Source organism: Streptomyces sp. NPDC006314, from assembly GCF_040613075.1.
Taxonomy (GTDB): domain Bacteria; phylum Actinomycetota; class Actinomycetes; order Streptomycetales; family Streptomycetaceae; genus Streptomyces.
This window is the reverse complement of the sequence record NZ_JBEXRL010000001.1, coordinates 541,664-567,667: the sequence shown is the minus strand read 5'-3', so window position 1 is coordinate 567,667 and position 26,004 is coordinate 541,664. Positions and strand designations below refer to the sequence as shown.

General features: G+C 71.2%; 20 protein-coding genes, 1 tRNA gene, 1 pseudogene and 1 riboswitch. Of the genes and pseudogenes, 18 read left to right on the top strand and 4 right to left on the bottom strand.

What is annotated here, in order from left to right; genetic code table 11:
- Window positions 1-11: 11 nt before the first annotated feature.
- On the bottom strand, window positions 12-437 hold the full coding sequence (locus tag ABZ079_RS02530; protein ID WP_356937519.1) for an SDR family oxidoreductase: 426 nt from the start codon (window positions 435-437) through the stop codon (window positions 12-14).
- A 56-nt stretch (window positions 438-493) separates the two neighbouring features.
- Between ABZ079_RS02530 and ABZ079_RS02525 the strand changes: the two genes are divergently transcribed.
- Window positions 494-1,486 carry an ArsR family transcriptional regulator gene (locus ABZ079_RS02525; RefSeq protein ID WP_356937518.1) on the top strand — a complete coding sequence of 331 codons (993 nt, stop codon included), beginning with the start codon at window positions 494-496 and terminating at the stop codon, window positions 1,484-1,486.
- A gap of 177 nt (window positions 1,487-1,663) precedes the next feature.
- On the opposite strand, the gene ABZ079_RS02520 is transcribed toward ABZ079_RS02525, so the two are convergent.
- Complete coding sequence (locus ABZ079_RS02520; RefSeq protein ID WP_356937517.1) at window positions 1,664-2,380, bottom strand: hypothetical protein; 717 nt, start codon at window positions 2,378-2,380, stop codon at window positions 1,664-1,666.
- Window positions 2,381-2,612: 232 nt separating this feature from the next.
- Between ABZ079_RS02520 and ABZ079_RS02515 the strand changes: the two genes are divergently transcribed.
- From ABZ079_RS02515 to ABZ079_RS02445, 15 genes are all read left to right on the top strand, one after another.
- Window positions 2,613-4,886, top strand: a complete 2,274-nt coding sequence (locus ABZ079_RS02515) for an N-6 DNA methylase (RefSeq protein WP_356937516.1) — start codon at window positions 2,613-2,615, stop codon at window positions 4,884-4,886.
- Window positions 4,887-5,056: 170 nt separating this feature from the next.
- Window positions 5,057-5,761: a hypothetical protein gene (locus ABZ079_RS02510; RefSeq protein WP_356937515.1), complete on the top strand. Its 705-nt coding sequence runs from the start codon at window positions 5,057-5,059 to the stop codon at window positions 5,759-5,761.
- A gap of 38 nt (window positions 5,762-5,799) precedes the next feature.
- Entirely contained in the window at window positions 5,800-7,293 is a 1,494-nt protein-coding gene (locus ABZ079_RS02505; RefSeq protein WP_356937654.1) for a protein kinase, read from the top strand.
- A gap of 73 nt (window positions 7,294-7,366) precedes the next feature.
- A complete protein-coding gene (locus ABZ079_RS02500; RefSeq protein ID WP_356937514.1) occupies window positions 7,367-8,194 on the top strand; it encodes a glycoside hydrolase domain-containing protein in 828 nt (275 codons plus the stop codon).
- Between the two features lie 196 nt (window positions 8,195-8,390).
- Window positions 8,391-9,041, top strand: a complete 651-nt coding sequence (locus ABZ079_RS02495; RefSeq protein ID WP_356937513.1) for a SurA N-terminal domain-containing protein — start codon at window positions 8,391-8,393, stop codon at window positions 9,039-9,041.
- A gap of 257 nt (window positions 9,042-9,298) precedes the next feature.
- A complete protein-coding gene (locus ABZ079_RS02490) occupies window positions 9,299-10,321 on the top strand; it encodes a nucleoside triphosphate pyrophosphohydrolase (protein ID WP_356937512.1) in 1,023 nt (340 codons plus the stop codon).
- 90 nt (window positions 10,322-10,411) lie between these two features.
- Complete coding sequence (locus ABZ079_RS02485) at window positions 10,412-11,701, top strand: cytochrome P450 (protein WP_356937511.1); 1,290 nt, start codon at window positions 10,412-10,414, stop codon at window positions 11,699-11,701.
- A gap of 157 nt (window positions 11,702-11,858) precedes the next feature.
- On the top strand, window positions 11,859-12,941 hold the full coding sequence (locus tag ABZ079_RS02480) for a transglycosylase family protein (protein ID WP_356937510.1): 1,083 nt from the start codon (window positions 11,859-11,861) through the stop codon (window positions 12,939-12,941).
- Between the two features lie 176 nt (window positions 12,942-13,117).
- Window positions 13,118-13,290: riboswitch (cyclic di-AMP (ydaO/yuaA leader) on the top strand.
- Window positions 13,291-13,294: 4 nt separating this feature from the next.
- Window positions 13,295-13,999 (top strand): transglycosylase family protein, encoded by a 705-nt coding sequence (locus ABZ079_RS02475; RefSeq protein WP_356937509.1) that lies wholly within the window; start codon window positions 13,295-13,297, stop codon window positions 13,997-13,999.
- A 304-nt stretch (window positions 14,000-14,303) separates the two neighbouring features.
- Window positions 14,304-15,590 carry a phosphopyruvate hydratase gene (gene eno, locus ABZ079_RS02470; protein ID WP_356937508.1) on the top strand — a complete coding sequence of 429 codons (1,287 nt, stop codon included), beginning with the start codon at window positions 14,304-14,306 and terminating at the stop codon, window positions 15,588-15,590.
- A 100-nt stretch (window positions 15,591-15,690) separates the two neighbouring features.
- A complete protein-coding gene (locus ABZ079_RS02465; RefSeq protein WP_356937507.1) occupies window positions 15,691-16,167 on the top strand; it encodes a septum formation initiator family protein in 477 nt (158 codons plus the stop codon).
- A gap of 48 nt (window positions 16,168-16,215) precedes the next feature.
- Complete coding sequence (locus ABZ079_RS02460; protein WP_356937506.1) at window positions 16,216-16,821, top strand: DUF501 domain-containing protein; 606 nt, start codon at window positions 16,216-16,218, stop codon at window positions 16,819-16,821.
- Entirely contained in the window at window positions 16,818-17,759 is a 942-nt protein-coding gene (locus tag ABZ079_RS02455) for a Ppx/GppA phosphatase family protein (RefSeq protein ID WP_356937505.1), read from the top strand. The genes ABZ079_RS02460 and ABZ079_RS02455 overlap by 4 nt, the downstream gene beginning before the upstream one ends.
- A gap of 469 nt (window positions 17,760-18,228) precedes the next feature.
- Window positions 18,229-19,608 carry an NAD(P)/FAD-dependent oxidoreductase gene (locus ABZ079_RS02450; RefSeq protein WP_356937504.1) on the top strand — a complete coding sequence of 460 codons (1,380 nt, stop codon included), beginning with the start codon at window positions 18,229-18,231 and terminating at the stop codon, window positions 19,606-19,608.
- A 221-nt stretch (window positions 19,609-19,829) separates the two neighbouring features.
- On the top strand, window positions 19,830-21,122 hold the full coding sequence (locus ABZ079_RS02445; RefSeq protein ID WP_356937503.1) for a cyclopropane-fatty-acyl-phospholipid synthase family protein: 1,293 nt from the start codon (window positions 19,830-19,832) through the stop codon (window positions 21,120-21,122).
- A 52-nt stretch (window positions 21,123-21,174) separates the two neighbouring features.
- Here the strand turns inward: ABZ079_RS02445 and ABZ079_RS02440 are convergent, their stop codons facing one another.
- Both ABZ079_RS02440 and ABZ079_RS02435 read right to left on the bottom strand, forming a co-directional pair.
- Window positions 21,175-23,703 (bottom strand): FtsX-like permease family protein, encoded by a 2,529-nt coding sequence (locus ABZ079_RS02440; protein ID WP_356937502.1) that lies wholly within the window; start codon window positions 23,701-23,703, stop codon window positions 21,175-21,177.
- Window positions 23,703-24,473, bottom strand: coding sequence for an ABC transporter ATP-binding protein (locus ABZ079_RS02435; RefSeq protein ID WP_356937501.1), 771 nt, complete (start codon window positions 24,471-24,473; stop codon window positions 23,703-23,705). The genes ABZ079_RS02440 and ABZ079_RS02435 overlap by 1 nt, the downstream gene beginning before the upstream one ends.
- 392 nt (window positions 24,474-24,865) lie before the next feature.
- On the opposite strand from ABZ079_RS02435, the gene ABZ079_RS02430 reads away from it, so the two are divergent.
- Together ABZ079_RS02430 and ABZ079_RS02425 are read left to right on the top strand one after the other, a co-directional pair.
- A tRNA-Leu gene (locus tag ABZ079_RS02430) sits at window positions 24,866-24,949 on the top strand.
- 670 nt (window positions 24,950-25,619) lie between these two features.
- A pseudogene (locus ABZ079_RS02425) lies at window positions 25,620-25,842 on the top strand (4-hydroxybenzoate 3-monooxygenase); the annotation flags it as partial.
- Window positions 25,843-26,004: the final 162 nt, after the last annotated feature.

Sequence of the window (26,004 nt, the reverse complement as noted above, 5' to 3'; positions counted from 1 at the left end):
ACGGCTCATTCTCAGCCCACCGGTCCGCCGGCGACGTGAACGACCTGGCCGGAGAGGAGCCCTGCCTCGGGCCTCGCCAGGAAGGGCGCGGTGCGTGCGATGCCCTCCGGCTCGCCCACCCGCCCGACCGGAATGGACTGCGCCCCGCTTCGCCGGTACTCCTCGGAGCCGCGGCCGCGGCGTCGGGCGGACGCCCTCGTCATGTCGCTCACGACGCAGCCCGGTGCGAGGGCGTTGGCGGTGATCCCGTGCCGTCCGAGCTGGAGGGCGAGAGACCTGGTGAAACCGATCAGACCGGCCTTCGCGCTGCCGTAGTCGACGCGAGCGGCATCGCCGACCGTGGAGATGCCCGACATGTTGACCGCCACCGCGGCGCCGACGCCACGTGCCGCACCGGTGACGATCGCGGTGCGGTGCTCATGAGTTGTTGGTGTCATGGGCGGAAGTCCACGGCATCGACGTTCCGCCGCCAATCGATGTAGCGTACGGCTTAATGATCATCTTTGGGCTAGGCGTCGAGGACCTCGCCGACACGCGCTTCGCGCTCTCGCCCCTGCACGAAACCATGCTCAGCCTACGAGTGCTGCGGGATCCGGGCCTTTCTGCACTGCACATGCCCTGGCGCAGGTCCGTGCTCGGCAGACTCGGCACGCTCGACACCGAACTGCTGATGTCTCTGGTTGCCCAGCGGCGCACCATCCCCGATTTTCTGACCCCGAATCCCACGGGCTTCGCACCGGCCTTCGAGGAAGAACTCGCCGTGGTCCGCCAGGCCCGCCCCGCTCAGGTCCGCCATGACCTGCTGCTCGCACACGCACCGGACCCGCTCCCCGCGGCCTTGCACGATGCCGTGGCCGACGACCCGTGCGTCGCCGGACTTCGCGACGCCATCTGTGAGGTCCTGCGGCAGTACTGGGAGGTGGCCATCGAGCCGATGTGGCCGCAGATGCGACTGGTGCTGGAAGCCGACATGACCTACCGCGCCCGTCAGCTCACCCTGGGAGGCGCCCGGCTGCTGTTCGCCGACATGCACCCGAACCTGCGCTGGCAGGGCGGTGAACTGCACATCGACAAGATGATCAGTAGGCACCGCGTCATGGCATCCGGCCGAGGGCTGCTGCTTCTGCCGTCGGTGTTCGCACACAAGCCTGCGCCCCCCGTCAGCCCGGACGAGCCGCCAAGTCTCGTCTATCCCTGCCGGGGAGTAGCCACGCTGTGGGACACGGCTCCACCCGCAGACACAACCGCTCTGGCGTCTCTGCTCGGCGCACCCCGAGCGAGACTGCTCAGCCTCCTCGAAGAGCCGCTGCCCACGGTGGAACTCGCCCGCCGCCTCAGGGTCACCCCCAGCGCTGTCTCCCAGCACTTACGCGTGCTGTACGCCACGGGCCTGGTCGCCCGGGCGCGCGACGGACGACAGGTCCTGTACCGCCGTAGCTCCCTCGGCGACCGACTCGCGGCCAGCGTCGGCCCCGCCAGTTCGTAACCTCTGAACCGGACCCCGCCAGCCGCCGCGCGCGGCGGGGACCAGAGCCTGCTCCGGGCCTTCGCCGATATGCGTCGCGGCACCCGTCCGGACACGGTGAGCGCCATCTCCGTCAGCGCCGACTCGATCGCTCCGGCCTCCATGACCGTGCATCAGGCGGACCGGCCCCCGTTGCGGTCACGCGGCCGACTTGCCCTTGAGGGAACCCAGGATCTGCGTCGTCAGCTTCTTCGCGGTCGCGGCCCCGTTGCCGCTGCCCGCCGTGGACAGCACGGTGACCACGGTGCTGTTGGAACGGGCCGCGATGAGCGTGGTGCCGGTCTCCCAGGCGCCGCTCGTCAGCGTCATCGTGTAGGCCTCGTCGCCGAGCCCGGCCGTGGACCGGCCCGTGACCTTCACCTTGGCATGGGTGTCCGTGTCCGTGAACGTGGCGCACCTGCTGGCAACGGACTGCAGGTCCTTCATCACCGTCTTCGCCGTGGTGCCCTGGAACGCGTCGATCTCCTGGGCCACTTCCCCGGTCTTGTCCTGGTTCACGTAGTCGTCCTGCGCGAAGGACACGCCTCCCTCGAAACCGGTCACCTGGATCCAGGCCGTGCCCTCCAGCCTGGTGCAGTCCGGCTTCGCGGTGTTCTTGCCGGACGGGGAGAGGAACTGGTCCCCGCTGTCCGAGGCGCCGTCGGTCTCGCGGGTGAACCCGGACGGGAAGGCCGACGCGGGCGCCAGTACCTGCTTGAGCTGCGTACCGGTGAGCAGGCCCGCGTTGGGGTTCTTCGCCTTGGCCGGCTCGGCGCTCGCGCCGGTGCCGGAGGAGGAACCGGAGGAACAGGCGGACAGGGCCAGAGGAAGTGCCGCGACGGCGAGCAGCGTGACGACACGGGACGAGAGACGCATGACAGTCCTTCAAAACGATGGTGAACGGGGGAGTGCGCGGCATCCGTACGGCGCCCGGGACCGGGTGCGGGGAGCCGGTGAGGCACGGCCGGACGAGCGAGGTCAATCAGAGCAGAGCTTGTGAACCGAGTCAACACGATTCACAAGGTTGCTTGCGTACACAGGCGTGAATGCATGGCTCGTGCGTACGCCGGTATGCTCCATGCACAGGCGGGACGAGGGGAGCGGGGCCGTGCAGGACAACGCGACAGAGGTGACCGCGGCCGGTATCGCGCGGCTCGCCGGAGTGGGCCGTGCCGCCGTCAGCAACTGGCGCCGCCGGCACGCCGACTTCCCCAAGCCGGTCGGCGGCACCGAGACCAGTCCGTCGTTCGCGCTCGCCGAGGTCGAGGCCTGGCTGCGCAAGCAGGGCAAACTTGCCGAGATCCCGCTGCGCGAACGCGTCTGGCAGCAGCTCGCCGGCCATCCCGCGGGCCCACTGACGGCCCTGGTGCACGCCGGCTGCGTGCTGCTGCTGATCCATGAACGCCCCACCCTCTGGCTCGATGTGAGCGCCGGCTCCGACGCGCGGCTGGCCGCGATGCTCGCCGGCACGCTGGAGCAGGTGCTCACCCCGCGCTTCGGTGGCGCGCCGGGCCGCGCGGTTCACGGGGGCCGATCCGCCGGGGACACCGCGGCGCCTGTGAACGCCTCCCGGGAGGCGCGGGGTGTGAACACCGCACCGACGACATCCGCTGTGAACGCGGCACCCACAGCCCCGGGTGTGAAACCCTCACCGGCACCGGACGCTGTGAACATCCCGCCACTTGTTCACAGCCCGCCCGTCGCCCACAGCGATTCCGCCGGGCCCGGCAGCCGCCCCACCCCCCGCACCCCCGGCACCTCCGCCCTCCGTACCCCCACCGGCCCGCAACTCCTCCCCTCGACCCCCCTCCTGCGCGGTGCCGCCGAGCTGGCCGCCGAGGTGGGGGCGCGGCAGGCGTTCGAGTTCCTGCTGGGCCGGCACCTGGACGCCAACCCCCGCCAGTACACCCTCACCCCGGCCGAACTCGCCGGTCTCATGGCCGACCTCGCCGGCCCCGCCCGCAGCGTCCTGGACCCGGCCTGCGGCACCGGCGCCCTGCTGCGCGCCGTCGACACCCGGCCCGACCAGGAGCTGTACGCCCAGGACAGCGCCTCCGACCTGGCCGCGCTCGCCGCACTGCGGCTGGCGCTGCACTCCCGGGCCACCGTGCGCGGTGCCGTCGGCGACACCCTGCGCGCCGACGCCTACCCGGAGCTGCGCGCGGACGCGGTCCTGTGCCACCCGCCGTTCAACGAGCGCAACTGGGGCCACGACGAACTGGCCTACGACCCCCGCTGGGAGTACGGCTTCCCGGCGCGCACCGAGTCCGAGCTGGCCTGGGTGCAGCACGCGCTGGCCCGGCTGACCGACGGCGGCACCGCCGTCCTGCTCATGCCCCCGGCCGCCGCGTCCCGCCGCTCCGGGCGCCGTATCCGTGCCGACCTCTTGCGCCGGGGCGCGCTCAGGGCCGTGGTCGCGCTGCCGGTCGGGGCGGCACCGCCGTACAACATCCCGTTGCACGTATGGGTGCTGCGCAGGCCCGACCGGACGCCGGCGTCGCCGGAGGTGCTGCTCGTGGACACCGGCAGGTTCGCCGGGGAGGGGCGGGGCGGCCCGGACTGGGAGGCGGTACGAGACGCCGTCCTGGACGCCTGGCGTCCCTTCGCGCGCGCGGGCAGGCTGGACGAGCGGCCGGGGCTCGCCCGTTCCGTGCCGGTCATCGAACTCCTCGACGACGACGTGGACCTGGCCCCGGCCCGCCATCTGCCGCCGCCGGCGGCCGAGGGCGCGGAGCAGCTCACGGCGGTGCGCGAGCGCCTCGGCGCGACCCTGCGCCTGACCGCCGACCTCACTCCACCGCCCGCCGACCCGGCGCCGCCCGCCCGCTGGCCGCTCACCACGATCGGCGAACTCGCGCGCGGAGGCGCACTGGTGATGCGCACCGGCGGAAACGGCGGCCACGCGCGCGTGCCCGTTCTCACCGACCACGACGTCCTCGCCGGAACGGCTCCCTCGGGCACGCTGGCCGAGAGCGAGGGGGAGGCCGTACTGACCGAGCCGGGCGACGTCGTCGTACCGGTGCTCGGCGGTGGCTCGGTGGCGCGGGTGATCGACGACACCACCGGGGGCGCCGCCCTGGGGCGCAACCTCGTGCTGCTGCGCCCCGATCGCACGGCGCTCGACCCCTGGTTCCTCGCCGGCTTCCTGCGCGGCACCGCCAACAACCGGCAGGCCAGCAGCTACGCCTCCACCGCGACCCGCCTGGACGTGCGCCGTCTGCAGCTGCCCCGGCTCCCGCTGGAGGACCAACGGCGCTACGGCGCGCGCTTCCGCGCACTCGACGAGTTCGAGCGGGCGCTGTGCCACGCGAGGCGGCTCGGGGAGCAACTCGTGCGCGGGATGTACGACGGGCTCACCGACGGCACGGTGGCACCCGGCTGATCCCTGATCGCCCCCCGGGCGACCGCGGCGCCGGGCAACGGTTCGGTACAGCCCGGGCCGCTTGTCCGTGTCGGGCCATATGCTCGAAGCGACAATCGCACGACCGGCGTTGGCGCCCCGCCGAGACGTCGGGCGGACACGCACGCCCATTTCAGGCAACAGGAGCAGCCATGCAAGGCCACGGCTACGGACAGCCGGTGAAGCAGCCGCCGCACACCGGGTGGCTGGTCTTCCTGCGCGTGCTGTTCGTGGTGCTCGGGTTCTTCAGCATCGGCTTCCTGGCCTGGGCGATGCTGCTGCGGCTGGCGGTCGTCACGCGCCGGTCACTGGACTGGGGGCTGTTCGTCGCGGTGCTGGCGGCCGACGTCCTCAGCACCGCGCTGATAGCGAACGAACCCGGCGACGAGATCCACACCACCGGCGGCTATGTGGGCATCCTGCTGCTGTTCGGCACGCTCGTGTGCGCGACGGCGTACTACCTGGCCGCGGACATCCGTCACTTCATGGTGCGGCAGCAGGCGTTCGCGGCCCGGCGGCCGGCCCCGGCCTACGGCTACCCCGGCCCCGCGAGCCCGTACCCCGTGACGACCGCGCCGAGCATGCCCTTCCGGCCCGCAGCACCCACCGCCCCGACGGCCCCGCCCGTCACGCACACCCCGCCGCCGATGCCGCACACGCCCGTGCCGCAGCCCCCGCTGCCCGCCCCGCCGCCCCAGCGCCCGGCGCCCGCCCGGATCGACCAGGTGCGGGCCGAACTGGACGAGCTGAGCGACTACCTGCGCCAGCACGACAGCCAGCACGACAGCTGGCCGGGTGGCCGGCGTGACGGCCATGACGGCGGCAGGCAGGACACCGGCCACGAGGGCGGCAGGTGAGCGTGGCGACGGGACGTGTCGTCGCCGGCCGGTACGAACTGTCCACGCTCATCGGACAGGGCGGCATGGGCCAGGTCTGGACGGCCTACGACCAGCGGCTCGACCGGCGCGTGGCGGTGAAACTGCTGCGCCCCGACAAGGTGGCGGGCCAGGAGGCCGACGAGCTGCGCCGCCGGTTCGCGCGCGAGTGCCGGGTGACCGCGCAGGTGGACCACCCGGGCCTGGTCACGGTGCACGACGCGGGCAGCGAGGGCGAGGAGCTGTTCCTCGTCATGCAGTACGTGGACGGCGCCGACCTCTCCGACCACCTCGCCGAGCACACCCCGTACCCGTGGCAGTGGGCGGTCGCGGTGGCCGCGCAACTGTGCGCCGTACTGAGCGCCGTGCACGCCGTGCCGATCGTCCACCGCGATCTCAAGCCGCGGAACGTGATGGTGAAGCAGGAGGGCACGGTCACCGTCCTCGACCTGGGCGTGGCCTCGGTCATGGACACCGACACCACCCGCCTGACCCACACCGGCTCACCGATCGGCTCGCCCGCCTACATGGCGCCCGAGCAGGCGATGGGCGGCGCGGTCGGCCCGTACACCGACCTGTACGCGCTGGGTGTGCTATTGCACGAGCTGCTCAGCGGGGACGTGCCGTTCGCGGGTTCCACGGCGCTCGGTGTGCTGCACCGGCACCTGTACGAGCCTCCGCTGCCCGTGCGCCGTGTCCGCCCCGAGGTCCCCGAGGCGCTCGAGACCCTCGTCCTGCGGCTGCTCGCCAAGGATCCGCAGCACCGGCCGGCGTCGGCGCAGGAGGTGTACGAGGACCTGGCACCGCTCCTGCCCGGGCGCGGGACGCCCAGCGGGGCACCTCTGGACCCCACGCGCCCTTTCCTGCGCCCGCACGCCCCCTGGCCGGACCGCGCGCGGACCCCCGCGCCCCAGCCCGCCCCCGTCGTGCCCGCGCCGCCGGTGGCGGACAGGCCCGATGTCGCCGCGGCCGTGGACGAGGTCAAGCGCCTGCTGGGGGAGGGGCGCATCACCCAGGCCGTCGACATCCTGGGCACGATCCTGCCCGCCGCCGCCGAACAGCACGGCGAGCACTCCCCGGTGGTGCGCACCCTGCGCAAGCAGTACGCGGCCACCCTCATGGACGATGGTCAGTACCGCCGCGCGCTGCCCGAACTGCGCCGTCTCGCCGACGAACGCGCCGCCGAGGCCGGCCAGGCCGACCCGCAGTCCCTGCGCTTCCGCTACGAGGCCGCGCAGTGCCTGGAACAGCTCGGCGAACCGGCGGCGGCGCTCGCCGAGTACCGCGCGCTGCTGCCGTACTACGAGAACCAGTACGTCTCCGGCGACCCGCGGCTCGCCCACGAGGTCCGCCGCCGCATCGGCCACCTGCTGCTCGCCCTCGGCGACCGGCCGGCCGCGCACGACACGCTCGCCCGGCTGGTGATGGACGTGGAGCGGGTGCACGGTCCCGGCCACCCGATGGCCGTGGAGATCCGGCGGACCCTGCAATGGCTGGGGCAGGTGCGGGGCTAGATTGTGCTGTCGCCCGGGAGATCGTCGTGAACTCCCGGCGCACGACATCGGACACACGTCAGGGGTGGGATTCATGGCCGGCCATCGGCAGTCGAAGAAGCGCAGATACATCACGTGGGCGGTGGCCGGCGCGGCCGTCGTCGCAGGCGGCGGCATCGCCGCGCAGACGTCCATGGCCGCCACCACGTGGCCCGCGCAGAAGACCTTCACGGGCCGCGCGTTCGACACCTGCACCGCGCCCTCACTGTCGGCGATGAAGGCCTGGCACACCGGCTTCTACGGCGCCGCCGCCGTCTACGTGGGCGGCAAGAACCGCGGCTGCGGCCAGCCCAACCTCACCGCCTCCTGGGTGAAGTCGGTCAGCTCCCTCGGCTGGAAGCTCATCCCGATCTACGTCGGCGCCCAGCCGCCCTGCCAGAGCGGTTCCAGCCCGGAGAAGCTGACCGCCTCCACCGCCGCCTCCCTGGGGGCGAAGGACGCCGCCGACGCCGTGGCCAAGGCGTCCGCGCTGGGGATGAAGGCGGGCAGCCCGATCTACCTGGACATGGAGGCGTACGACATCACGAACAAGGCGTGCAACGACGCCGTGCTGACGTACGTACGCGCCTTCGACAAGGGTCTGCGCGCCAAGACGTACCGGGCCGGCTACTACGGCTTCAGCAGCTCCAGCGCCAAGGCCATCGCCACCGCCGAGGACAAGACGGACCTGCCGGGCAACCTCTGGTACGCGCTGTGGGACAGGCAGAACACGACCACCGCGGACTGGCCGTGGGGCTCCACCCAGTTCACCGGCCACAGCCGCGGCCACCAGTACCTGGTCAACAGCAAGGAGACGCACGGCGGCGTCACGCTCACCGTCGACCGTGACGCCTGGGACGCCCCGGTGGCCATCACCGGCTGACCCGGAACGCCTTCCGGTCGGGCGCGGCGGTGCCCGAAGCGCGCGCGAATCGTTGGTCGAATGGGTTGGCCGCAGGCTGCCCACTGCCTACCATCGATCATCGCAAGACTTGGTGCGCCCGCCCGTCGCCCGACCACCACCCCTGGCGGAGGCGCTGGCGCGCCGCACCTGTCGTTGCACTCCTCGGGAGGTTTCCTTGCACCGCCGCCGTCGCACCGCGCTCCTCCTCACCGCCGCGATCGCCGCCGCGGCACCCGTTCTCACCGCCTGCGGAAGCGATGCGCATCCAGGCGCGGCGGCCGTCGTCGGAGGGCAGCGGATCACCGTCTCCCAGCTGGAGAGCCGGGTCGACGAGGTCCGCAAGGCCCAGCGGGCCGCGGTGTCGGACGAGGCCCAGTACCAGCAGGTCGTCGCCTCCACCGGCGGCCTCACCCGCGACACCCTGCACAACATGGTCCTCGACCGGGTGCTGCACCGCGCCGCGCGGGACGAGGGCATCTCGGTCACCCGCAAGGAGATCCAGCAGATGCGCGCGGGCCTGGAGCGGCAGGCCGGCGGCGCCAAGGGGCTGGAGACGGCCTGGCTGCAGAAGTACGGCATCGCCCCCGCACGCCTCGACGACAACCTCCGCCTCCAGCTGGAGGCGCAGAAGCTCGCGGCCAAGCTCGGCACCGACACCACCCAGCCCGCCTTCTGGAAGACCCTGTCCAAGGCCTCCGAGGAACTCGACGTCGACCTCAATCCGCGCTACGGCTCCTGGGACGTGCGGAAGAGCAGCCGGGTGGACGCCGGGACGCCGTGGGTGCGGGAGGTCACGACGGCGGGCGACCAGCCGCTGACGGCGTAGCCGCGGCCCTCGGGGCCGCCGGGTGCCGGAACGGCACGGCAGCCGGCACGGTACGGCCGCGGAAGCGGTACGTACGGCAGCCGGCACCACGGCCACGGGAGGCAGCCGGCACCACGGCCACGGGAACGGTACGGCGCAGCCGGGGGCCGCGGCGGGGATCGGTACGACGGAGGTACGGCGGTCATACGATCACCTGAACTCCTCGGCCCTGTGGACAACGGAATCCGCTTCCTCCCGCCGTGGGTTACGTTCGGATCGTGAACGCATCCAGCCCCGAAGCCACCGCCCCCGGTCCCACGGGCCACGAACCCGCTCCCGGCCGCATCATCCTGCTCACCACCAGCCACCGCGTCGCACCGGGCCTGCTGTCCTGGCCCGCCTGGCAGGCCCTGCGCGCAGCCGACGCCGTGCTGTGCGCGGACGGCGCGCACCCGCAGCTGCCGTATCTGCGGGAGGCCGGGACAGCCGTGGAGGAGACGTCCCCCACCGCGCAGGAGCTGGTCGACGCCTGTGCCGGCGGGCGGACGGTGGTGGTCGTGGCGACGGGTGAGGGCGAGCCCGCGCTCACCGACGGCCTGGCCCGGCTGGCCGGTTCCGGGCGGGTCTCCATGCCGGAGCTGGAGCTGCTGCCCGCCTCCTACGACCTCCCCGGGGCCCGCCTCCTGGACCTCGTCCAGGTCATGGACCGCATCCGCGCCGAATGCCCGTGGTCCTCCGGGCAGACCCATCAGGGCCTGGCCAGGTACGGCATCGAGGAGGCGTACGAACTGGTCGAGGCGATCGAGGCCGGCGACCGCGAGGAACTGCGCGAGGAACTGGGCGACGTCCTCCTCCAGGTCGTCTTCCACTCCCGTATCGCCGAGGAGCACCCGGACACGCCGTTCTCCATCGACGACGTGGCCGGCGGCATCGTCGCCAAGCTCATCCACCGCCACCCGCACGTGTTCGGCGACGAGACGGCCGAGACGCCGGAGGACGTCAAGGAGCACTGGCTGCGCACCAAGGCCGAGGAGAAGCGGCGCACCTCGGTCACGGAGGGCGTTCCCCTCGGCCAGCCCGGGCTCGCCCTCGCCGCCAAGCTCGCGTCCCGCGCCCGCACGGCCGACCTGGACGTGCCGCTCCCGCAGGGGGAGGGCGTCGGCTATGAACTGCTCGCGCTGGCGGTCCGCGCCGAGGCGGCCGGCGTCGACCCGGAAGCGGCGCTGCGGGCGGCGGCACGGGTGTACCGGGACGCGATACGGGCGGCTGAGGGAACGGCACCGGACAAGGGGCAGGGGTAGCGGGGCCGGCCATCTGAGTCCGCCACGCAGCCCGGGCCTCCGGCCGCGCCCGCCAACGCCCCGCGGGGGGCGGCCGGATACCGTCGGGGGGTGACCGACCAGCCCCATCTCCCGACCACCCCGGACGCCGCGCCCGACCTCTTCACCTGGGAGTTCGCCGCCAATCCCTACCCCGCCTACGCCTGGCTGCGCGAGCACGCGCCCGTGCACCGGACACGGTTGCCCAGCGGAGTGGAGGCCTGGCTGGTCACCCGGTACGCCGATGCCAAGCAGGCCCTGGCCGACCAGCGGCTGAGCAAGAACCCGGCGCATCACGACGAGCCCGCGCACGCCAAGGGCAAGACCGGCATCCCCGGCGAGCGCAAGGCCGAGCTGATGACGCATCTGCTGAACATCGACCCGCCGGACCACACCCGGCTGCGCAGGCTCGTCAGCAAGGCGTTCACCCCCCGCCGTGTCGCCGAGTTCGCGCCGCGCGTTCAGGAGCTGACCGACCACCTCATCGACCAGTTCGCGCAGCGGGGCTCCGCCGACCTCATCCACGAGTTCGCCTTCCCGCTGCCCATCTACGCGATCTGCGAGATGCTCGGCGTCCCCCGGGAGGACCAGGACGACTTCCGGGACTGGGCGGGCATGATGATCCGGCACGGCGGAGGGCCCCGGGGCGGGGTCGCCCGGTCGGTGAAGAAGATGCGCGGCTATCTGGCCGAGCTGATCCACAAGAAGCGCGAGGCGCTGCCCGCCGAGCCCGCGCCCGGTGAGGACCTCATCTCCGCCCTCATCCGCGCCTCCGACCACGGTGAGCACCTCACCGAGAACGAGGCGGCCGCCATGGCCTTCATCCTCCTGTTCGCCGGCTTCGAGACGACCGTCAACCTCATCGGCAACGGCACCTACGCCCTGCTCACCCACCCCGAGCAGCGCCACCGGCTGCAGGAGTCCCTGGCCATGGGGGAAAGAGGCCTGCTGGAGACCGGCGTGGAGGAACTGCTCCGTTTCGACGGGCCGGTGGAGCTGGCCACCTGGCGGTTCGCCACCCAACCGCTCACCATCGGCGGGCGGGACATCGCACCGGGCGACCCGGTGCTGGTCGTGCTCGCCGCCGCCGACCGCGACCCGGAGCGGTTCGCCGACCCGGACGTGCTGGACCTCGCCCGCCGCGACAACCAGCACCTCGGCTACGGTCACGGCATCCACTACTGCCTCGGCGCGCCGCTCGCCCGGCTGGAAGGCCAGACAGCGCTCGCCACCCTGCTCACCCGCGTGCCCGACCTGCGGCTCGCCACGGACCCGGCCGAGCTGCGCTGGCGCGGTGGACTCATCATGCGCGGCCTGCGCACCCTGCCCGTGGAGTTCGCCCCGGTACCCGACAGGCCGTAGAACGCTAAACATGACAGGCGTTCAACTCTGTGATCTTCACGTGATCTGCGCGGCATGAACTTGTGACAAGTGATCGTCTGCCGATACGTTCACCCATCAGCGCGGCGACGGGCTCCATCCGCCGCGCCGGTCCTGCTGTCGCACGAAAGGCTTCCGCATGCTCTCCGGGAACGGTCGTCACCGTCGCCCCCGCCAGGCTCCGGCCCTCCTCGTCGCGGCCGGAGTGGCCGGCTCGGCCATCGCCATCCCGCTGCTCGGCGCCGCGAGCGCCCACGCGGCCGACGGCACCACGTGGGACAAGGTGGCCGAGTGTGAGAGCGGCGGTTCCTGGAGCGCGAACACCGGCAACGGGTACTACGGCGGCCTGCAGATCTCGCAGGACGACTGGGACAAGTACGGCGGCAGTCAGTACGCCGACAGCGCCGACCAGGCCAGCCGTTCGCAGCAGATCGCCGTCGCCGAGAAGATCCTCGCCGACCGGGGCACCACCCCCTGGACCACCTGCGCCCTGCTGTCCGGCCTGACGTCGAACTCCGGTTCCATGGACGTCGACACGGGGGTCGGCGGCTCCGGTGACACCGACGGTTCGAGCGACTCCTCCGGATCGGCCGGCAACTCCGACTCGTCCGGTCTCCCGGATTCGTCACCCTCCTCCGGTGGCGACTCCCCCTCTCCCTCCCCTTCCGGCTCCGACTCCCGCTCCGGCTCCGAATCCGGCTCGGACCCCTCCACCGGTCCGGCCGCCACGCCGACCCCCGACCCGGGCGAGGACGCCGCCACGGACCCCGGTACGGACACCGGCTCCACCGGTACCAACACTCGCAAGTCCGACAAGTCCACCCTGCCCGACACCGGAAACCCGCAGGGGGGTGACGGTGCGCCCACGGCCACCCCCAGTGTCGGCAACTCGGACAATTCCCAACAGAACGCCGGTTCCTGGAGCCTGGTCGACACCGGCGCCCTCGCCACTGGCGGACGTCACCGTGGTGAGAGTGCGGACGAAACCGTGACAAACGGTCAGAACGCCACTTCTCCCGGCCGTCACGCCTCCCGTGAACCGGGCACGTACACCGTCCGCGAGGGTGACTCACTCGCCTCCATCGCCGACTCCCTTGAGGTCGACGGCGGATGGCGTGCGCTCTATGCCGAGAACGAGGCGGCCATCGGTGCCGACCCGAACCGCATCACCGCCGGTCAGACCCTGCAAGTCGGTACCGAAACGGGCGATAAGCAGCGGTAGTTGACGCCCTGATTCGCGGCTGATGTCCGGTTTGGTGAAAGTGTGGGATGAGTCTCAGAAGCCCTGATCGTCTTTGAAATTCCGCCGATCACGTGTCTACGGTCGGGATCGCTCGTCACCACGAGCCCCGGCATTCGCAACGCCGAATCCTGCCAGCGGTTGCCCGGGAACAGTCGTCGCGTCAAGCGCCGTAGGCAGGAGCGGGGGACCCAAGGTAAGTGCCGGGACCAGCAGTTGAGCTGGCACCGGCTAGGGGTGAAGCCGCACCTCGCGCAAGCGGGAGTGCGGCCGGGCAACTCAACCGGCCCGAACCCGACAGCTCACCTCGCAGGCGTCGGTGAGGGGATCGATCCATGCTGTTTTCCGGCAAGGGCAAGCACCGTCGTCCGTCCAAGGCCGTCCGAGCCGTCGCGCTCGCCGGTGTCACCGGCGCCGCCGTCGCCGCCCCGCTGATGGCGGCCGGCAACGCCTCCGCCGCCACCGCCTCCGAGTGGGACGCCGTCGCCCAGTGCGAGTCCGGCGGCAACTGGTCCATCAATACCGGCAACGGCTACTACGGCGGTCTGCAGTTCTCCGCCTCCACCTGGGCCGCCTACGGCGGCACGCAGTACGCCGCGCAGGCCAACCAGGCCACCAAGGCGCAGCAGATCGCCGTCGCCGAGAAGGTCCTCGCCGCCCAGGGCAAGGGCGCCTGGCCGGTCTGCGGCACGGGCCTGTCGAGCGCCGCCTACAACGGCTCCGCACCGAGCAGCGGCTCCTCGAACGCCAACAGCTCCTCCTCGGGCGCCAGCACCAGCACCAGCACCCGCTCCACTGACGAGCAGGCCGCCTCCCGCTCCGCCGAGCGTCCGGCCGCGAGCAAGACCGTCACCACCCCGACCGGCAAGAAGGTCAAGAAGGGCGACGGCGAGTACAAGGTCGTCAAGGGCGACACCCTCAGCTCCATCGCCGCCGCGCACCACGTCCAGGGCGGCTGGGACAAGCTGTTCAAGCTGAACAAGGGCATCGTCGAGGACGCCAACCTGATCTACCCGGGCCAGCAGCTGCACCTGAAGTGACCGCTGGTCCCGGCCGGGAGCGCCGACCCTCACCGCAGGCGCGGGCACGCTGAAGGCCTCGTGAGGGTCCCCCGTCCCCACTGACTCCCCGCCCCGGTGCGTGTTCCCCCGTACGCACCGGGGCGGGGTTTTTGCTGCCTTCCCCCCACCCCCCTTTGTTTCAGGTAGAAACAAAAGGTACCGTCGGCTTGTCCACGGGGCGGTCGGTCGGTGGCCGACGCCCCGGGGACGGTTAGGCTCTAGTCGCAAGGCACAGCCGTAAGGCAGCCAGCCCCGCACTTCCAGCGTCACATCCAAGAAGGAGATGCTCGTGCCGTCCATCGACGTCGTCGTAGCCCGGGAAATCCTGGACTCCCGAGGCAACCCCACGGTCGAGGTCGAGGTCGGCCTCGACGACGGCAGCACGGGTCGTGCCGCCGTCCCGTCCGGCGCCTCCACCGGCGCCTTCGAGGCCATCGAGCTGCGCGACGGTGACCCCAACCGTTACCAGGGCAAGGGCGTCGAGAAGGCCGTCCTCGCCGTCATCGAGCAGATCGGCCCGGAGCTGGTCGGCTACGACGCCACCGAGCAGCGCCTGATCGACCAGGCGATGTTCGACCTGGACGCCACCGACAACAAGGGCTCCCTCGGCGCCAACGCCATCCTCGGCGTCTCCCTCGCCGTCGCCCACGCCGCCTCCGAGGCCAGCGACCTGCCGCTCTTCCGCTACCTGGGCGGCCCGAACGCGCACCTGCTGCCGGTGCCGATGATGAACATCCTGAACGGCGGCTCGCACGCCGACTCCAACGTGGACATCCAGGAGTTCATGATCGCCCCGATCGGCGCGGAGTCCTTCTCCGAGGCCCTGCGCTGGGGCACCGAGGTCTACCACACCCTCAAGAAGGTCCTGAAGAGCAAGGGCCTGTCCACCGGCCTCGGCGACGAGGGCGGCTTCGCCCCGAACCTCGGCTCCAACCGCGAGGCCCTCGACCTCATCCTCGAGGCCGTCAAGGAAGCCGGTTACGCCCCCGGCGAGCAGATCGCCCTCGCGCTCGACGTCGCCGCCTCCGAGTTCTACAAGGACGGCAAGTACCTCTTCGAGGGCAAGGAGCGCTCCGCCGCCGAGATGACGGAGTACTACGAGGAGCTGGTCGCGGCCTACCCGCTCGTCTCCATCGAGGACCCGCTGTTCGAGGACGACTGGGCCGGCTGGAAGATCATCACCGAGAAGCTCGGCGACAAGGTCCAGCTGGTCGGCGACGACCTGTTCGTCACCAACCCCGAGCGTCTCGCCCGCGGCATCGAGGAGGGCGCGGCCAACGCCCTGCTGGTCAAGGTCAACCAGATCGGCTCGCTGACCGAGACCCTGGACGCCGTCGAGCTGGCCCAGCGCAACGGCTTCAAGTGCATGATGTCCCACCGCTCCGGCGAGACCGAGGACGTCACCATCGCCGACCTGGCCGTCGCCACCAACTGCGGCCAGATCAAGACCGGCGCCCCGGCCCGCTCCGAGCGCGTCGCCAAGTACAACCAGCTGCTGCGCATCGAGGAGATCCTCGACGACGCCGCGGTGTACGCCGGCCGCAGCGCGTTCCCGCGCTTCAAGGGCTGACCCATCCCGGGTCACGCCTTAGCCAGTCGTACGTACGTCCCCGTACCCGGTCCCGTACCGTGTGCGGGGACGTACGCGCGTGTGAACGGGAGGCGGGAAGATGGCCGTGAAGGACCGTGACCGGTTCTCCACCGCGACCAGGCTGCGGCTGCTCGGCGAGCAGACGGCGGCCCGGGTCTACCGCTCCCAGACCAAGCGGCAGGCCCGCCGCTCCCGGCTCACCGGCCGCGCGGCGCTGCTCGCGCTGGTGCTGTGCACGATGATCGTCGCGCTCGCCTATCCCATGCGGCAGTACGTCTCCCAGCGCGCCGAGATCGCCCATCTGCAGCGGCAGCAGGAGCAGGCCCGCCAACGCGTCGAACAGCTGCGCGACCTCAAGGCGCGCTGGCAGGACGACGCGTACGCCCAGCAGCAGATCCGGCACCGGCTGCACTATGTGATGCCCGGGGAGACCGGATACGTCGTCATCGACCCGGACGCGGCCAAGCAGTCCCGCGCCGACCTCGGGGCCGCCCACCGGCCCTGGTACGCGAACGTCTGGGACGGGGTCGACAAGTCCGACGCCTCCGACCAGTAAGCCGGCCACCCGGCCGGTGACCGACAGAAAGCCACTCTGAAAGCAGTCATGGAAACGCCTCCGCCGCCCACTCCGCGCACCGAGCCCACCGACGCGGACGTCGAGGCCTTCAAGCAGCAGCTCGGCCGCCCGCCGCGGGGCCTGAGGGCCATCGCGCACCGCTGCCCGTGCGGTCAGCCGGACGTCGTGGAGACGGCACCCCGGCTGCCCGACGGCACGCCCTTCCCGACGACGTACTACCTGACGTGCCCGCGCGCCGCCTCGGCGATCGGCACGCTGGAGGCGAACGGCGTCATGAAGGAGATGACGGAACGGCTGGAGAGCGACCCGGAACTGGCCGCCGCCTACCGGGCCGCGCACGAGGACTACATCCGGCGCCGGGACGAGATCGAGGTCCTGGAGGGCTTCCCGAGCGCGGGCGGCATGCCGGACCGGGTCAAGTGCCTGCACGTGCTGGTGGCCCACTCGCTGGCCGCCGGGCCGGGCGTGAATCCGCTCGGCGACGAGGCCCTCGCGATGCTGCCGGAGTGGTGGCGCAAGGGCGCCTGCGTGACGCTGCCCGAGCCGCCGTCGGGCGAGGGGCGGCGGACGGAGACGACGGACGACGGCTCGGGCCACTTCTCCGCCGGGCCGGTCGAGGAGGACGAGAAGTGACCCGCGTCGCCGCCGTCGACTGCGGTACGAACTCCATCCGCCTGCTGGTCGCGGACGCGAACCCCGAGACGGGTGAACTCGTGGACCTGGACCGGCGGATGACGATCGTGCGGCTCGGCCAGGGTGTCGACCGCACCGGCCGGCTCGCGCCCGAGGCGCTGGAGCGGACCTTCGCCGCCTGCCGTGAGTACGCCGAGGTCATCAAGGAGCACGGCGCCGAGAGGCTCCGCTTCGTCGCCACCTCCGCCTCCCGGGACGCAGAGAACCGGGACGACTTCGTGCGGGGGGTCGTCGACATCCTCGGGGTCGAGCCGGAGGTCATCAGCGGTGACCGGGAGGCCGAGTTCTCCTTCACGGGAGCGACCAAGGAACTCAAGGGCCGCGACGACCTCACCAAGCCCTACCTGGTGGTGGACATCGGCGGCGGTTCCACCGAGTTCGTCGTCGGTGAGGACCACGTACGGGCCGCGCGGTCCGTGGACGTCGGCTGTGTGCGGATGACCGAACGGCACCTGCTGCACGACGGCAAGGTGAGCGACCCGCCCACCGAGGAGCAGATCGCCGCCATGAGGGCCGACATCGAGGCCGCTCTGGACCTCGCCGAGCAGACGGTCCCGCTGCGTGAGGCGCACACCCTGGTCGGCCTCGCCGGCTCGGTCACCACCGTGTCCGCGATCGCCCAGGACCTCCCCGAGTACGACTCCGCGCGCATCCACCACTCCCGCGTCTCCCACGACCGGGTCCGCGAGATCACCGAGTGGCTGCTGCGTTCCACGCACGCCGAGCGCGCCGCGGTGCCGTCCATGCATCCGGGCCGGGTCGACGTCATCGGCGCGGGCGCCCTCGTCCTCCTTGCGATCATGGAGCGGATCGGTGCCGAGGAGGTCGTGGTGAGCGAGCACGACATCCTCGACGGCATCGCGTGGTCGGTGGCGTGAACCGCGTTCGGCACCGGCGTCTCAGGGGTCGCTTTCCGGTCTGTTTGCTACTGGCCGGTCGCCTCCGGTGAGCAGGTTGGATAACGTGTGAGCGGCCATCCGGGAGCGCCGGTGACGTGCCGTCGGAAAAGTTCGTGAAGTTCTTCACAAGGAATTCGGCCGCGGCCGGGGATTCGAGGGCCCTCATAGGCCCGTCAGGGCGCCGAACGGCCCTCCGAGAGGGCTCGCGAGGGTGTCGCGCGGGTCTTTCCGAGGGGGACGCGGGGCCCCCGGCCGGGGCCCCTCACGGGGGGCCGATCGGCACGGAGAGGCAGCTCACGCGGCATTGACAACGGTGCGAACCGGCCGCCGGTTCCCTGCCGCTCGCATGACCTGCGTCACGCGGGCCGCGGAGTTTAGCACAGGCCCTGCCGAACCTTGTGAAGGGGCGCACGAGCAGCCCCCCCGAGGCGGGTGGATACTCGATGGCATGAGCACCACGGAGCGTCCCAGGATCCTCGTAGTAGGCGGTGGGTACGTAGGCCTGTACGCAGCTCGGCGCATTCTCAAGAAGATGCGCTACGGAGAGGCGACCGTCACGGTCGTCGACCCCCGGTCGTACATGACCTACCAGCCCTTCCTCCCCGAAGCCGCCGCCGGCAGCATCTCCCCTCGCCACGTCGTCGTCCCGCTGCGACGCGTGCTGCCGAAGGCGGAGGTCCTCACCGGTCGGGTCACCACCATCGACCAGGACCGCAAGGTCGCCACGATCGCCCCGCTGGTGGGCGAGGCGTACGAGCTGCCCTTCGACTACCTGGTCATCGCGATGGGCGCGGTCTCCCGCACCTTCCCGATCCCCGGCCTCGCCGAGCAGGGCATCGGCATGAAGGGCATCGAGGAGTCCATCGGCCTGCGCAACCACGTCCTGGAGCAGCTGGACAAGGCCGACTCCACGACCGACGAGGAGATCCGCCGCAAGGCGCTCACCTTCGTCTTCATCGGCGGTGGCTTCGCGGGTGCGGAGACCATCGGCGAGGTCGAGGACATGGCCCGGGACGCGGCCAGGTACTACAAGAACGTGTCCCGTGAGGACATGCGCTTCATCCTCGTCGACGCCGCCGACAAGATCCTCCCCGAGGTCGGTCCCAAGCTCGGCCAGTACGGCAAGGAGCACCTGGAGAGCCGGGGCGTGGAGATCTACCTCTCCACCTCCATGGACTCCTGCGTCGACGGCCACGTGGTGCTGAAGAACGGCCTCGAGGTCGACTCCAACACCATCGTGTGGACCGCCGGCGTCAAGCCGAACCCGGCCCTGGCCCGCTTCGGACTGCCCCTCGGCCCGCGCGGCCACGTCGACTGCGAGCCCACCCTCCAGGTCAAGGGCACGGACTACATCTGGGCCGCCGGTGACAACGCGCAGGTCCCGGACCTCGTCGGCCGCAAGGCGGGCAACGAGAACGCCTGGTGCCCGCCGAACGCCCAGCACGCGCTGCGCCAGGCGCGCGCCCTCGGCGACAACGTCATCTCCGGTATGCGGGGCTTCCCGCAGAAGGAGTACGAGCACGCCAACAAGGGTGCGGTGGCCGGTCTCGGCCTCCACAAGGGCGTGGCGATGATCGTCATGGGCAAGATGAAGATCAAGCTCAAGGGCCGCCTCGCCTGGTACATGCACCGTGGTTACCACGGTCTGGCGATGCCGACCTGGAACCGCAAGATCCGCGTCTTCGCCGACTGGACCCTCGCCATGTTCCTCAAGCGCGAGGTCGTCTCCCTCGGCGCCATGGAGAACCCCCGCGAGGAGTTCTACGAGGCCGCCAAGCCCGCCCCGGTCGCCGCCGCGAAGACCGAGGAGAAGGCCAAGGCCTCCTGACGCCTCGACAGCGGCCTCCGATCCGCGGTCGGTGAACCACCCGAAGGACCTCCCGCCATCCGTGGTGCGGGAGGTCCTTCGGCGTTCCAGGACCCCGACTTCCGTGGTATCCGCATCTGGTTCTGCCGCGCTGTAACTCCTTTGCGGGACTGCGCTCGGCCGTCGCCGGTGTTTACGTAGTGACCGGACATCAGGGATCCGTTGTCACGGAGGTGTGCGCCATGGCCGACGCCGCGTCGCGGCTGACGAGTGTTGCCGAGCAGTTGCTGGGAGAGCCGCTCCCGGTGCGGATCCGCGCCTGGGACGGCTCCCGGTCGGGCCCGCCGGGTGCCCCGACCCTCGTCGTCCGCAACCGCCGCGCACTGCGCCGACTACTGTTCAAACCGGGTAAGTTGGGCCTGGCCCGCGCCTGGGTCGCCGGGGACCTGGACATCGAGGGTGATCTGTACACCGCGCTCGCCGCGGTGTCCGGGCTGATCTGGGAACGTGGGGAGGACGCCCGGGGCCTCGCCGAGGCGCTGCGCGACCCGCAGGCACGGGCCGCCGCTCGTGACCTGCTGATGCTCGTCGGTCTCCCGATCCCGCCCGCCCCGCCGCGCGAGGAGGTGCGCAGACCCCGGCGTCGCCTGCACACCAAGCGCACCGACAAGCGGGCCATCAGCCACCACTACGACGTCGGCAACGACTTCTACGAGATCGTCCTCGGGCCGTCGATGGTCTACTCGTGCGCCTACTGGGAGGACGGCGGCACCCTGGAGACCGCCCAGCGCGACAAGCTCGGACTCATCTGCGCCAAGCTCGGCCTGACGGCCGGTCAGCGGCTGCTGGACGTCGGCTGCGGCTGGGGCTCCATGGCCGTCCACGCGGCCCGCGAGCACGGCGTGAGCGTCGTCGGGATCACCCTCTCCCGGGAACAGGCCGCCTACGCCCGTAAGCGCGCCGCCGACGAGGGCCTCACCGACCTGGTCGAGATCCGCGTCCAGGACTACCGGGACGTCATGGACGGCCCCTTCGACGCGATCTCCTCCATCGGCATGGCCGAACACGTCGGTGCCGAACGCTATCTGGAGTACGCGCACCAGCTGTACGCCCTGCTCAGGCCCGGCGGGCGGCTGCTCAACCACCAGATCGCCCGCCGCCCCGAGCGGGACGAATCGGCGTACGAGGCGGATCGGTTCATCGACTCCTACGTCTTCCCCGACGGCGAACTCGCCCCGATCGGCTCCACCGTCACCCAGCTGGAGCGCGCCGGCTTCGAGGTGCGGGACGTGGAGTCCATCCGCGAGCACTACGCCCGCACCCTGCGCCAGTGGGTCGCCAACCTGGAGGCCGACTGGGACCGCGCGGTCCGGCTCACCAGCCCCGGCCGCGCCCGCGTCTGGCGCCTGTACATGGCCGCCTGCGCGCTCGCCTTCGAACGCAGCCGCATCGGTGTCAACCAGGTCCTGGCGATCCGCACCCCGGAGTCCGGGAAGTCCGGCCTGCCGCTGCGCACCCGCGTCTGGAACGGCTGACACGACAGGGCCCCGCCCTGCGCAAGCAGAGCGGGGCCCTGTCGTCGTACCGCTACTCGGCCTTGATCGCCGCCAGCATGTTCAGCCGGGCGGCGCGCCGGGCCGGCCACAGGGCGGCCAGCACGCCGACCGTGCCCGCCAGCAGCAGGAACACCGCCATCCGGCCCCAGGGCAGGACCAGTTCGTACGTGGGCATCTTCGTGCCCAGCAGCTCACCGGCCGCCCAGCCGAAGAACACGCCGAGGCCGATGCCGAGCACACCGCCGAACAGGGAGATCACCAGGGACTCCAGGCGCACCATCCGCTTGACCGCCTTGCGGTCCAGGCCGATCGCGCGGAGCATGCCGATCTCCTGGGAGCGCTCGAAGACCGACATCGCCAGGGTGTTGATGACACCGAGCACCGCGACGATCACCGCCATGCCGAGCAGGCCGTAGACCATGTTCAGCATCAGCGTGAACATCTTGGCGATCTCGTTGGAGATGTCCTGCTTGTCCTGGACCTTGATGGCCGGGTTACTGCCGAGGGCCTTCTCCAGCTTGTCCTTCGCCGCGCCGGAGGCGCCGTCCGCCGTCTTGAGCATGACCTGCATGTCAGCCGGGTCGCTCAGGTGGGGGGTGAGGACCTTGTTGTCGAGGAGAATCCCGTTGAGCAGGTCGTTGCCCTCGTAGACCCCGGCGACCGTCAGCTTCCGCGCCGTGCCGTCCTCGAAGTGCGCGGTGAACTCGGAACCGGCCTTCCAGCCGTAGTACTTGGCCCGGTCCTTGTCCACGACGACCCGCGAGCCGCCCACCGTGAAGGAGCCGTCGTCCACCTCGAGGTCCGTCAGCTTGCCGATCACCGCGCCGTTGACGCCGGTCAGGAACTCGGTCTCGCCGTTGATACGGGACTGGCCGTTGCGCAGCGGGCTGCTGGCGGTGACGCCGTCGGTGGCGGCGAGCTTCTCCGCCACGTCGGGGGAGAGCGGGCCGCGGTTGGCCATCGAGACGATGTAGTCCGCGCGGACCGCCGAGCTGGCCATCTTGTCGATGGACGTCTGCAGGCTGCCCGCCATCACCGTCATGCCGGTGATCAGGGTCAGGCCGATCATCAGCGCCGAGGCGGTGGCCGCCGTACGGCGCGGGTTGCGCACCGAGTTCTGCCGGGCCAGTTTGCCCGAGACACCGAACACGCGCAGCACCGGGGCGGCGGCCGCGATCAGCGGGCGGGACAGCAGCGGGGTCAGGATGAACACGCCGATGATCAGCAGGACGGCACCCAGACCCATCGCTCCCTGGCCGGCATCGGCGTCCATGGTCGTGGCCGTCAGGACCACCGCGACGCCGGCCGCCGAGAACAGCCCGCCGAGCGTGTTGCGCAGCACCAGCGACTTGGCGGTGGCCTTGGCGTGCACGCTGCTCATCGCCGCCACCGGTGGGATCTTCGCGGCCCGGCGGCCGGGCAGCCAGGCGGCCAGCATGGTGATGAGGATGCCGACCGCGAGGGCGGTCACCACGGTGCCCGGGCTGATCACCAGCGGCCCGTCGGGCACGCTCGCGCCGAACGAGCCCAGCAGGGAGCGCAGCCCCGCGCCGATGCCGATACCGGCGGCCAGACCGGTCACACCGGCGACCGTGCCGACCGCGAACGCCTCGATGAGCACCGAGCGGGTGACCTGGCGGCGGGAGGCGCCGACCGCCCGCATCAGGGCCAGTTCCCTGGTGCGCTGGGCGACCAGCATGGTGAAGGTGTTGGCGATGATGAACGTGCCGACGAAGAGGGCGATACCGGCGAACACGAGCAGGCCCTGTCGCAGCCCGCTCATCGAGGAGGAGATCATCTGCGCCTGGTCGTCGGCGAGCTGCTTGCCCGTGGTGGTCTCCACGAGGCGGGACGGCAGGGCCTTGTCCAGCTCGGCCTTGAGCGCCGGCTGGCTGGTTCCGGCGGCGGCCTGCACGTCGATCTCGTCGTACGTGCCCTTCTTGCCGAACAGCGTCTGCGCGGTCGGGGTGTCGAACAGGGCGAGACTGCCACCCGCGGCCACGTTGCCGTCGTCGGTGGTGAAGATGCCGGCGACGGTCGGGGTGAGGACCAGGCCGTCGACGGACAGGCGCACGGTGTCGCCGACCTTGTAGCCGGCGCGCTCGGCGGTCCTGGAGTCGAGCAGCACCTCGTCCTTGCCGCGCGGGGCGTGACCGCTGACCAGCGGGTACCGGGCGTCCTTGGTGCCCCAGTAGTTGCCGCCCGCGGACTGCCAGTCGCCGCCGACCAGTTTGCCGTCCTTGTCGGCGACGGCGGTGAACCCGGTGACGACGCCGGTCGCGGAGGCGGCGCCCGGCACCTTCGCCGCCTTGTCGAGCAGTGCCCGGGTCAGCTCGGCAGTCTTGCCGACCTTGTCGCCCGTGGAGTCCTGGTACTCGGGCCGTACGGCGACGTCGACCCGGTCGAAGCCCTTGGCGGAGCTCTTCTGGTAGGCGTCGGAGATGGTGCTGGTGAAGACCAGCGTCCCGGAGACGAAGGCCACGCCGAGCATGACGGCGAGCACGGTCATCAGGAGCCGGGCCTTGTGCGCGAAGACGTTGCGCAGGGCGGTGCGGAACATCAGCTGGTACGGCCCTTCGCGTCGAACTGCTTCATCAGGTCGAGGACGGAATCGGCGGTGGGGCCGTGGATCTCGTCGACGATCCGTCCGTCCGCGAGGAAGACGACGCGGTCCGCGTAGGCCGCGGCGACCGGGTCGTGGGTCACCATGACCACCGTCTGGCCCAGCTCGCGCACGGAGTTGCGCAGGAAGCCGAGCACCTCGGCACCGGAGCGCGAGTCGAGGTTGCCGGTCGGCTCGTCACCGAAGATGATCTCGGGCTTGGAGGCGAGGGCACGGGCGACGGCCACGCGCTGCTGCTGTCCGCCGGAGAGCTGGGAGGGCCGGTGGCTCAGCCGCCCGGACAGCCCGACCATCTGGATGACCTGGTCCAGCCACACCTTGTCCGGCTTCCGCCCGGCGATGTCCATGGGCAGGGTGATGTTCTCCAGCGCGGTCAGCGTCGGCAGCAGGTTGAAGGCCTGGAAGATGAAGCCGATCTTGTCCCGGCGCAACTTGGTGAGCTGCTTGTCCTTCAGGGACCCCAGCTCGGTGTCGCCGATGCGAACGGACCCGGAGGAGAAGGTGTCGAGGCCGGCCACGCAGTGCATCAGCGTGGACTTGCCGGAGCCGGACGGACCCATGATCGCGGTGAACTCGGCCCGCCGGAAGTCGACGGAGACCCGGTCCAGGGCGACCACCCGGGTCTCACCCTGCCCGTAGATCTTCGACAGCTCCGTGGCGCGTGCGGCCACGGCGGTGGCCCGGCCGGCGGTGGGTGTGGTGGTCACGGGGGAGTGCTCCTGTCGGGACGACGTCTGTTCGTGGGGACTGATCCATCGTCCCGGCCGCGGGCGTCCGTGCAGTCAGTCGCTGTTCCGGTTTCCGGGGGCGACTCCGGTCGGACGGAGCGGGCCCGTGTCATACCTGGGGAGGACGGACGACCCTGACGCCCGCGGCGACGAGAACGGGGGGAGCGCCCTCGTTCGGTAGGTGAAATTCCGTCATTTCGTGTGCGACCGCACCCGGGTCACGTCACGCTGTCTGGCAAGTGCGGATGGCGCGTTCCATGGGCTGATGCACCCTCAGACGTCAATAAAATAAGACAACATCGGTCCGCTCGCCCGCTGTTCGGGGGACGCCTCCCGATAGGCTCAAGCCTCAGTTGCGGAGCCCATGGCCTGCCCGGATGGTGGAATGTAGACACGGCGAGCTTAAACCTCGCTGCCCCTTCGCGGGCGTGCCGGTTCAAGTCCGGCTCCGGGCACTCATATGGAAATAGCCACTGATCCGGCGAAAAGGGCGGATTTCGGGGTCACTCATCCGTGTCGCTGGCGCACGTGCGGCTCCAGAGACGGCGAAGGGCAGCGCGAGCGGTTCGACGGCGACGAGCGGCGCGGAAGCGGCGCAGGCGTTCCGCCAAGCGGTCAACGCGTGCGGCCAGCAGTGCCCCCGGTGGGCGAGGGGCAAGGAGGCAGTCGACCACCGCACCGGCGTGGAAACCGGTACCGCTACGCGTGCCACGGCGAGCTGGAGCGCCCTATCTACCCGGCGCCCGGCGACTGCGACATCGGGTTATCGGAGCACCTCTCGAAGCGGACCATCCAGGCGTGGGTGCACCAGCTGGGGAAGACCGTATGCGGCGCGGCCCGAAGACCAAGCTCATGTCCCCCCGAGACGATCAAAAGCCTGCACGGCTCGCTGTCGGACCGGTCCGGCCGGAGCTGGTCCCCGCCGCGGCCGGGGTGGAGCGGGCAGGGCGCGCACGGGACCCGGCGCCACCCCGTTGAGTGGCCACACCAGCACTTCCGCGAGCTCCCGCCGCATCACCATCGCGCCGGCGGAGATTCCTCCACGGGCGAATCCTCGTCGAGCACGGTGGCGTAAGCCCGGCATCTGGGCGACAGGGAGGGCGGTGAGGGAGCGCCGTCCGGTCTAAGCAGACCGGTGCCCCGGAACTGCTCGACGGCTGCTCCGCGGCCTGTCTGCGCCGGATCTGGCAGGCCGGCCGGCTCTCCTGCGGCCCACGGCCCTGCGGCCCTGACGGCCCTGCTGCACCGCGCCCCGGACGCCACCGCCTCCGGCGCCCGCCTGAAGCGCATCGCCTCCTCCCGGGCGGCCGAGACCGACCTGGCCGAGGCCTGCACCGGGTTTCCTCTCGACTGGGTAGCGGGTTCGTCATGGAACGAGATCACCCATGGCCGGGAATCACCCTTGCGCGTAGCGTGTTGCGCAGCACGACGGGGGAAAGATCCTCCCCAGGTATTACGTGCGATCCTTTGCCAATCCATTACTCTTGAGCCAAGGCCACGCAGGGTGGCC

What these genes read in the sequence shown, in the direction of transcription:
- ABZ079_RS02530 (WP_356937519.1), bottom strand. Translation starts at nt 437, where the DNA reads ATGACACCAACAACTCATGAGCACCGCACCGCGATCGTCACCGGTGCG.
- ABZ079_RS02525 (WP_356937518.1), top strand. Translation starts at nt 494, where the DNA reads ATGATCATCTTTGGGCTAGGCGTCGAGGACCTCGCCGACACGCGCTTC.
- ABZ079_RS02520 (WP_356937517.1), bottom strand. Translation starts at nt 2,380, where the DNA reads ATGCGTCTCTCGTCCCGTGTCGTCACGCTGCTCGCCGTCGCGGCACTT.
- ABZ079_RS02510 (WP_356937515.1), top strand. Translation starts at nt 5,057, where the DNA reads ATGCAAGGCCACGGCTACGGACAGCCGGTGAAGCAGCCGCCGCACACC.
- ABZ079_RS02500 (WP_356937514.1), top strand. Translation starts at nt 7,367, where the DNA reads ATGGCCGGCCATCGGCAGTCGAAGAAGCGCAGATACATCACGTGGGCG.
- ABZ079_RS02480 (WP_356937510.1), top strand. Translation starts at nt 11,859, where the DNA reads ATGCTCTCCGGGAACGGTCGTCACCGTCGCCCCCGCCAGGCTCCGGCC.
- ABZ079_RS02475 (WP_356937509.1), top strand. Translation starts at nt 13,295, where the DNA reads ATGCTGTTTTCCGGCAAGGGCAAGCACCGTCGTCCGTCCAAGGCCGTC.
- eno (WP_356937508.1), top strand. Translation starts at nt 14,304, where the DNA reads ATGCTCGTGCCGTCCATCGACGTCGTCGTAGCCCGGGAAATCCTGGAC.
- ABZ079_RS02465 (WP_356937507.1), top strand. Translation starts at nt 15,691, where the DNA reads ATGGCCGTGAAGGACCGTGACCGGTTCTCCACCGCGACCAGGCTGCGG.
- ABZ079_RS02460 (WP_356937506.1), top strand. Translation starts at nt 16,216, where the DNA reads ATGGAAACGCCTCCGCCGCCCACTCCGCGCACCGAGCCCACCGACGCG.
- ABZ079_RS02450 (WP_356937504.1), top strand. Translation starts at nt 18,229, where the DNA reads ATGAGCACCACGGAGCGTCCCAGGATCCTCGTAGTAGGCGGTGGGTAC.
- ABZ079_RS02445 (WP_356937503.1), top strand. Translation starts at nt 19,830, where the DNA reads ATGGCCGACGCCGCGTCGCGGCTGACGAGTGTTGCCGAGCAGTTGCTG.
- ABZ079_RS02440 (WP_356937502.1), bottom strand. Translation starts at nt 23,703, where the DNA reads ATGTTCCGCACCGCCCTGCGCAACGTCTTCGCGCACAAGGCCCGGCTC.